Origin of the sequence: Ideonella sp. A 288 (assembly GCF_002198735.1) — a bacterium.
Lineage (GTDB): Bacteria > Pseudomonadota > Gammaproteobacteria > Burkholderiales > Burkholderiaceae_C > Pseudaquabacterium.
Map to the genome: position 1 here is coordinate 73,912 of NZ_MWLO01000146.1, position 7,102 is coordinate 81,013.

Below are 7,102 nucleotides of genomic sequence, written 5' to 3' on the forward strand. Positions count from 1 at the left end.
AGGATTGTCTTTTGAGTGTAATGGGGTGGTAACCACCAGGGATTGGGGGGTTATGCAGATCAGTCATGACTTAATGCGCGCCAGTGCACACGCGACCGCCCGCTAGCATGGCGGCCTGCCCGTTGCCCAGACCGATCTGCCCATGGCCCCCACGACCTTCCAGGTGCTCAGCGTCAACATCGCCCAGGCCAGGCTCGTCACCATCCAGGGCCTGGACGTGCTCACGGCCATGGGCAAGGCTTCGGTGCCAGGCCCGGTCGAGGTGCGGCCCCTCGGCCTGGCCGGCGACGAGCAGGCCGACCAGACCGTGCATGGCGGCCTGTCCAAGGCAATCTACGCCTACCCGGTGGTGCACTACGCGTTCTGGCAAACGGTGCGGGCACAGGCCCAGGTGGCGGCACCCGACCAAGCGCTGGCGCCCGGCGCGATGGGCGAGAACCTGACGCTGGCAGGCCTGCAGGAAGGCCAGCTGTGGATCGGCGACCGCCTGCGCCTGCCCGGCTGCGTGCTGGCGGTGAGCGAGCCGCGCATGCCCTGCTACAAGTTCAGTGCGGCGATGGGCTTTCCGCAGGCGGTGTCGTTGATGGCGCAGTCGGGCTACTCCGGCGTCTACCTGGCGGTCATCGAACCCGGCACGGTGGGCGCCGGCGAGGTGGGCGAGCTGCTGCCGGGGCCGCGCGAGGTGAACCTGCGCGAGCTCTTTTTATCCCGCATGGGACGGCGCTAGGCGCGCCGGCGGTCGGGCTGCGGCCCCGGCAGGGCGGAGCGCTCAGGCCGACTCGACCCGATTGCGTCCGCCGGCCTTGGCGCGGTAGAGCGCTCCGTCGGCGCGCCCGAGCACGGCGCCGAGGTTGTCGCCGGGCTGCGTGAGCGTGACGCCGACGCTCACCGTGACCCGGCGTTCGCCCAGCCACTGCGACAGGTCGACCGCGGCCACTGCCTCGCGCAGGTGTTCGCCGACGGCCAGCGCCTGGACCAGCGAGGTGCGGGTGAGCACCGCCACGAACTCCTCGCCGCCGAGGCGGCCCAGCACCACGCCCGGCGGTGCGTGCAGCCGCCAGGCCGCCGCCACGCCGCGCAGCACCTCGTCGCCGACCAGGTGGCCGTGCTCGTCGTTGATGCGCTTGAAGTGGTCGATGTCCAGGATCAGCAGCGCGCCATCGGATTGGCCGCGGGCGACCAGCGACTGCAGCGTGTACAGCGCCTGGCGGCGGTTGGGCAGGCCGGTGAGCTCGTCGGTCATCGCCAGGGCGCGCATGTGGCGGCCGGTCTCGCGCTGGCGCCAGGCCAGCACGCCCAGCGCCACGGCCAGCGCGGAGGCCAGCACCGCGGTCACGATCTGCAGCGTGGCCGCGCGGCGCTGGCCGGCCAAGGCCAGTTCGTTGGCCTGGTTCTCGCGATGCAGCAGCTGGTTCTCGCGGTCGCGCGCCTCGATGTCGAACTGCGCCTTCATCGTCGCGAAGCGGTTGTCGATCTGGCGCCGCAGCAGGTCTTGCGAGATCTGGCGCGCCCGTGCCTGCAGCTCGTAGGCCTGGCGCCAGTCGCCCATGTCGGCCAGCGTGCGGGCCTGCTCGTCCAGCGCCAGGCCCTTGTCGACACTGGCCTCGCTGCGATGGAACAGTTCGCTGGCCTCGCGCAGCGCCGGCAGGCCCTCCGCGGGACGTCGCAGCAGCCGCAGCGCGATACCGCGCTGAACCAGCAACTGGGCCCGCAGCGACTCGTCGGGCATCTTGCCGAACAGGCGCTGCCCTTCCTCGACCAGCTCGAGCGCCCGCGTGCCGTCGCCCTTGGCATTGCGCACGCTGGCCAGGCCGCGCAGCGCATAGATCTGCCCGCGGGTGAAGGCCAACTCGCGGGCCTGCGCCAGCACCTGCTCGAAATGCCGCGCTGCGCTGTCCCATTGGCCTTGCCGCTCAAGATTGCGGGCCAGGTTGTGCTGGGCCACCAGCCGCTCGCGCGAGGCCACGGTGGACGGCATCGCCCGCATCACGTCGTCGTAGTAGCGCTGCGCTTCGTCGACCGCGCCCATGCGGCTGTACAGCCCGGCGACGGCGCTCGTCGTCGTGCGCATCTCCACCGCCAGTTGCAGCCGCTCGTACAGCGACAGCGTGCGCTTCAGGTCGGCTAGGCCGGCCGGAAAATCGCCGACCACGCCGCGCAGGTAGCCGCGCAGGTACAGCACGTCGGCCAGGCGGCGGTCGTCGCCGGCGGCCTCGGCCACGCTCACCGCCTGCTCGTAAAGCGCCATCGCGCGGGTGTTGTCGCCCTCGCCCTCATGCAGTTCGCCGTCGCAGGCCAGCATGCCCGCGCGCAGGCTGGACGGGCTCGACGGCGGCAGCAGCGCATTCAGCCGGTCGAGCTCCCGGCGCGTCGCCTCGCGGTCGTTCTCGCTGAAGTAGCCGCAGCGCAGCACCCGCACCTTGGCCTCGCGCTCGGTGTCGGGATGTCGGGCCAGCAGGGCCAGGGACTCGTCGGTCAGCTGCTTCAGCGTGGCCGGCGCGGTGCGCATCGCGGCCTTTGCGCGGTCGTGCAGGCTGTCGAGGGTGGCGGCCACATCGTCCTGCGGCGTCGAGGCCGGCTGGGCCCGGGCGCACCCCATTCCGACGGCGAGCAGGAGGCACAGGAGCGGGAGCGGTGTCATCTCGGCGCGCAGGCAATCCCGTCATTGTCACCGTGTCAACCGTATCGAGTTGTGACTACCGGTGAGCCGGGCCGTGCAACCACCGGAACAGGGGGCCGGTGAGCGTGAGCACCGCCACGTAGCGCGCCACCTGGAAAGCCGTGACCACCGGCACCCCCAGGCCCAGCACCGAGGCCGTGATGGCCACCTCGGCGATGCCGCCCGGCGCGGTCGCCAGCACCAGCGTGGCGGGGTGCAGGCCCAGCAGGCCGGCCAGTGCCGCGCCGAATGCTGCCGATGCCGCCAGCATCGCCAGCGTGCCCGCGGCCACCGCCGCCAGCCAGCGGGGCGCGCTGTGCACGAAGGTCGGCGTGAAGCGGGTGCCCAGTGCCACGGCGATGGCCAGTTGCGCGGCATTGGACAGTTCGCGCGGCAACGCCGAGCCGGCCAGCCCCAGCCCGGTGAGGGTGGCCGAGGCCGCCAGCGCCCCCAGCACCCAGGGGTTGGGAGCGCCGAGCCGCCGCATCGCCAGGCCGCCGGCGGCGCTGGCGGCCAGCAGCACGGCCAGGCCCGCTGGATGCACCTGCTGGCGCGCCGTGGCGGCCAGGTCAGCGCCGTGCACGTCCAGCGCCTGCAGCGTGAAGGGCACGATGACGACCACCAGCAGCACACGCAGGGAATGGGCCGCCGCCACGCGGTCGACCTGTGCGCCGGCGCGTTCGGCCAGCACCGCCATCTCCGACGCGCCGCCGATGGCCGCGGCAAAGAACGCCGTGCTCCGCGCCAGCCCGCCGTCGCGGCCGCGCTGCGACCACCACAGGAAGCGGTAGAAGCCGAAGCCCAGGGCCAGCGCCCAGGCCACGCCCAGCGCGATGGCCGGCGCCAGCGTCGCGAGGACCCCCAGCACCGGCGGCGTGAAGTACAGGCCCAGCGCGGTGCCGATGAGCCACTGGCCGGCGTTGCGCAGGCGGTTCGAGGCCGCCAGCGGTGCGCCGGCCACGCTGCCAGCGGCGGTGACCAGCAGCGGCCCGATCATCCACGGCAGGGGCACGTGCAGGCCCTGCGCCGCCGCACCGGCCAACGCGGCCAGCGCGAGCGTGGCCGCGATGCGGACGGCCGGCGGCCTCACACCGGCCACACCGGTGCGGCACCGCGCATGCTCAGCCGGCGAGTGCCGGGTAGTCGGTGTAGCCCTCGGCGCCGCCGCCGTAGAGCCGCGGCATGTCCAGCGCGTTGAGCGGCGCATCGGCGCGCAGGCGCTGCACCAGGTCGGGGTTGGCGATGTAGGCCTTGCCGAAGGCCACCAGGTCGGCCGCGCCGGAGGCCACGGCCTCCAGCGCCATGGTCCGGTTGTAGCCGTTGTTGACCATCCAGGCGCCGGAGAAATCGCGGCGCAGCGCGGCATAGTCGAAGGGCGCCACGCCCTGGGCGCTGAGGTCGCGCGGGCCACCCGTCTGGCCTTCGATCAGGTGCAGGAAGGCCAGCTTCAGCGGCGCCAGCGCGCGCACCACGTGGCCATACAGCGCTGCGGGGTTGCTGTCCTGCCCGGCGTCATTGACCGGCGTGACCGGCGACAGCCGCAGGCCGGTGCGCCCGCCGCCGATCTCGGCCGCCACGGCCTTCATCACCTCCAGCAGCAGTCGCGCGCGGTTCTCGATGGAGCCGCCGTAGGCGTCGGTGCGGTCGTTGATGCTGTCGCGCAGGAACTGCTCGAGCAGGTAGCCGTTGGCGCCATGCACCTCGACGCCGTCGAAGCCGGCGTCCATCGCGCAGCGCGCGGCATGGCGGTAGGCCGCCACCACCCCGGGCAGCTCGTCGGTGCGCAGCGCGCGCGGGGTCGAGGTGGGCACGAAGCCCGCAGCTGTGAAGGTCTTGCCGTGCGCGGGCCGGGCCGTGGACGACACCGGGGCCGCGCCGCCGGGCTGCAGGCTGGTGTGCGAGATGCGGCCCACGTGCCAGAGCTGGATCACGATGCGGCCGCCTTCGGCATGCACCGCGTCGGTCACCGCGCGCCAGCCGGCCACCTGGGCGGGCGAGTGGATGCCGGGGGTGTCGAGGTAGCCCTGGCCTTCGGGGCAGACCTGGCTGGCCTCGGTGACGATCAGCCCGGCGTTGGCACGCTGGCGGTAGTACTCCACCATGAGTGCATTGGGAATGGTGCCGGTGGCGCGGTTGCGCGTCAGCGGCGCCATGACGATGCGGTTGGCGACGTCGATGTCGCCGAGGCGGAAGGGATCGAAGAGGGTGCTCATGCCGCGGAGCTTATCCGCCCGGCCTCCCGGCCGGCTGTCACCCCGGGGTCGGTGAACCCGGGCCTGCCCGACTGCGACAGGCCCGGGGCCGACACTTCCCCTCCCAGGATCACAAGAACACGCCGGGCCGCCCCAAGTCTTCTGGACCCCCATGGGGGGCGGGCTGGGCGCACTCAGAACTTGACCAGGATGTCCTCGTTGCGGACGATGAACTGGCAGGCCAGCCGGTAGGGCGGCGGGATGTCGTTGGTTTCGGCCTGCTCGATCTGCTCTGGCGTGATCTTGCCGGAGTAGCGCAGCACAGTCTTTTCCTTCTCGGTCAGCGCCACGCCGTAGGGGCGCTTGCCCGACAGCACGGTCACCTGCAGGATGCAGGAGCCGCACTCGCCGTTCTGGCACTCGAAGTCGAGCGGGATCTTGTGCGCCTGGGCCACCGCCAGCAACGACTGCGTGTCGCCGGCCACGGCGTACACCGTGAGGTCCTTCTGCATGCGGGGGGATGAAAACGTAACGTTGGCCATGTCTAACCTTGATGATTCGTTGGCGAACCCAGCGGACGCCGTGGAACCGGCTTTGCCGGGCCACTGGCGGCGCCCCCCTCGAGGGGGGAGCGCCCTTCGGCGCTCCGGGGGGTGGGCCGGCTATCGGACGATGTCGTAGGAATAGTCGGTCTTGCCGGCCACGTTGGTGTTCGAGTCCAGGGTCTCGAAGAACTCGTCCAGCAGCATCGTCAGCACCCGCAGCGCGCCGTCGTAGCCCCAGGTCGGGAAACGGTGGTAGTGGTGGCGGTCGAAGACCGGGAACACCAGGCGCACCAGCGGCACGCCGGTGTCGCGCTCGAGGTACTTGCCGTAGGTGTTGCCGATCATGAAGTCCACCGGCTCGGTGAACAGCAGCGAGCGCAGGTGCCACAGGTCGCGCTTCGGGTACACCTTGCAGCCCTTGCCGTAGGGCGACGATTCGAGCAGCGCGCGCACGCGAACCGCCCAGTCTTCGTTGCCGTTGGTCGACAGGATGTGCGTCGGCTCGGCGCCCAGTTCGAGGATGAAGCGCGCATAGCCCAGCAACTGATCCGGGTCGCCGTACATCGCGAACTTCTTGCCGTGCAGATGCGCCTGGCTGTCGGCCATCGCATCGACCAGCTGGCCGCGCTCCAGTTCCAGCTCGGCCGGCACGGGCTTGCCCGTGAGGCGCGAGACGGCCATGATGAACTCGTCGGTGCCGGCCACGCCCACGGGGGCGTTGAGCGCGATCACTTCCTGGCCCTTCTCGCGCAGGTACTTGCTGGTCTTCTCGCAGCAGAATTCCTGGAAGACGATCGTGGCCTTGGCGTGCAGCGCCTGCTCGACCTCGGCCTTGGTGGTGCCGCCGTCGTACATGCGGAACTCACCGTCGGTGGGCGTGTTCCACACCGCCGACGGGTCGCACAGGATGGTCACGTCGGCGCCGAACAGCGAGAAGATGCGCTTGATCTCCTTCATGTTGCCGACGACGAAACCGTCGAAGCCGGCGATGAAGTTGAAGCTGTCGTTGGGCTTGCGCTCGAGCGCCGGCACCGTGCCCGCCTTGCCGTCCCAGAAGTGCTGCAGCACGCCCAGCAGCGCGTTGTCGTAGCCGGTGATGTGGCTGCCGACGAAGGCCGGGGTGTGGGCGAACGGCACGTCGAACTCCGCCGGCACGCTGCCCTTTTCCTTGGCCGTCTTGATGAAGGCGTTCAGGTCGTCGCCGATGACCTCGGCCATGCAGGTGGTGGACACGGCGATCATGTCCGGCTTGTACAGGTTGTAGCTGTTGGACAGGCCGTCGACCATGTTGTTCAGGCCGCCGAACACCGCCGCGTCTTCCGTCATCGACGAGCTGACGCAGCTGGTGGGCTCCTTGAAGTGGCGGCTGAAGTGGCTGCGATAGTAAGCGACACAACCTTGCGAGCCGTGCACGAAGGACAGCGTCTTGGCGAAGCCGTTGGCCGCGAACACCGCGCCGAGCGGCTGGCAGGCCTTGGCCGGGTTGACGGTGAGCGCCTCGCGGGCGAAGTTCTTGTCCTTGTACTCCTTGGACTTGGTCCAGTCGCGGATTTCCTCGACCTTCGCATCGGAGTGGTTGTACTCGAACTGGACCTTCTTGTCGTTCAGGAGCTTGGCGTACTCGGGCTCACGGAACAGCATCTCGTGGTCGAGGATCTTTTCTGCGTCTTGGGGCATGGTGATTCTCCAAAAGGGTGGGTTGGGTG

6 protein-coding genes are annotated in these 7,102 nt (G+C 70.5%); 1 reads left to right on the top strand and 5 read right to left on the bottom strand.

Annotation, left to right across the window (positions count from 1 at the left end; translation table 11 throughout):
* Positions 1–142 precede the first annotated feature (142 nt).
* Complete coding sequence (locus EOINJALH_RS24945) at positions 143–727, top strand: MOSC domain-containing protein (RefSeq protein ID WP_088285258.1); 585 nt, start codon at positions 143–145, stop codon at positions 725–727.
* 42 nt (positions 728–769) lie between these two features.
* On the opposite strand, the gene EOINJALH_RS24950 is transcribed toward EOINJALH_RS24945, so the two are convergent.
* From EOINJALH_RS24950 to nifK, 5 genes are all read right to left on the bottom strand, one after another.
* Positions 770–2,554: a diguanylate cyclase gene (locus tag EOINJALH_RS24950; protein WP_144290160.1), complete on the bottom strand. Its 1,785-nt coding sequence runs from the start codon at positions 2,552–2,554 to the stop codon at positions 770–772.
* Positions 2,555–2,696: 142 nt separating this feature from the next.
* Positions 2,697–3,749 carry an AbrB family transcriptional regulator gene (locus EOINJALH_RS24955; RefSeq protein ID WP_234414027.1) on the bottom strand — a complete coding sequence of 351 codons (1,053 nt, stop codon included), beginning with the start codon at positions 3,747–3,749 and terminating at the stop codon, positions 2,697–2,699.
* A gap of 31 nt (positions 3,750–3,780) precedes the next feature.
* Positions 3,781–4,872, bottom strand: coding sequence for an alkene reductase (locus EOINJALH_RS24960; protein ID WP_088285264.1), 1,092 nt, complete (start codon positions 4,870–4,872; stop codon positions 3,781–3,783).
* Positions 4,873–5,045: 173 nt separating this feature from the next.
* A complete protein-coding gene (locus EOINJALH_RS24965; RefSeq protein WP_234414028.1) occupies positions 5,046–5,363 on the bottom strand; it encodes a 2Fe-2S iron-sulfur cluster-binding protein in 318 nt (105 codons plus the stop codon).
* Between the two features lie 150 nt (positions 5,364–5,513).
* Positions 5,514–7,073 carry a nitrogenase molybdenum-iron protein subunit beta gene (gene nifK, locus EOINJALH_RS24970; protein WP_088285268.1) on the bottom strand — a complete coding sequence of 520 codons (1,560 nt, stop codon included), beginning with the start codon at positions 7,071–7,073 and terminating at the stop codon, positions 5,514–5,516.
* Positions 7,074–7,102: the final 29 nt, after the last annotated feature.

Coding starts and splice junctions, on each gene's coding strand:
- EOINJALH_RS24965 (WP_234414028.1), bottom strand. CDS start 5,363: ATGCAGAAGGACCTCACGGTGTACGCCGTGGCCGGCGACACGCAGTCG.
- EOINJALH_RS24960 (WP_088285264.1), bottom strand. CDS start 4,872: ATGAGCACCCTCTTCGATCCCTTCCGCCTCGGCGACATCGACGTCGCC.
- EOINJALH_RS24945 (WP_088285258.1), top strand. CDS start 143: ATGGCCCCCACGACCTTCCAGGTGCTCAGCGTCAACATCGCCCAGGCC.
- nifK (WP_088285268.1), bottom strand. CDS start 7,073: ATGCCCCAAGACGCAGAAAAGATCCTCGACCACGAGATGCTGTTCCGT.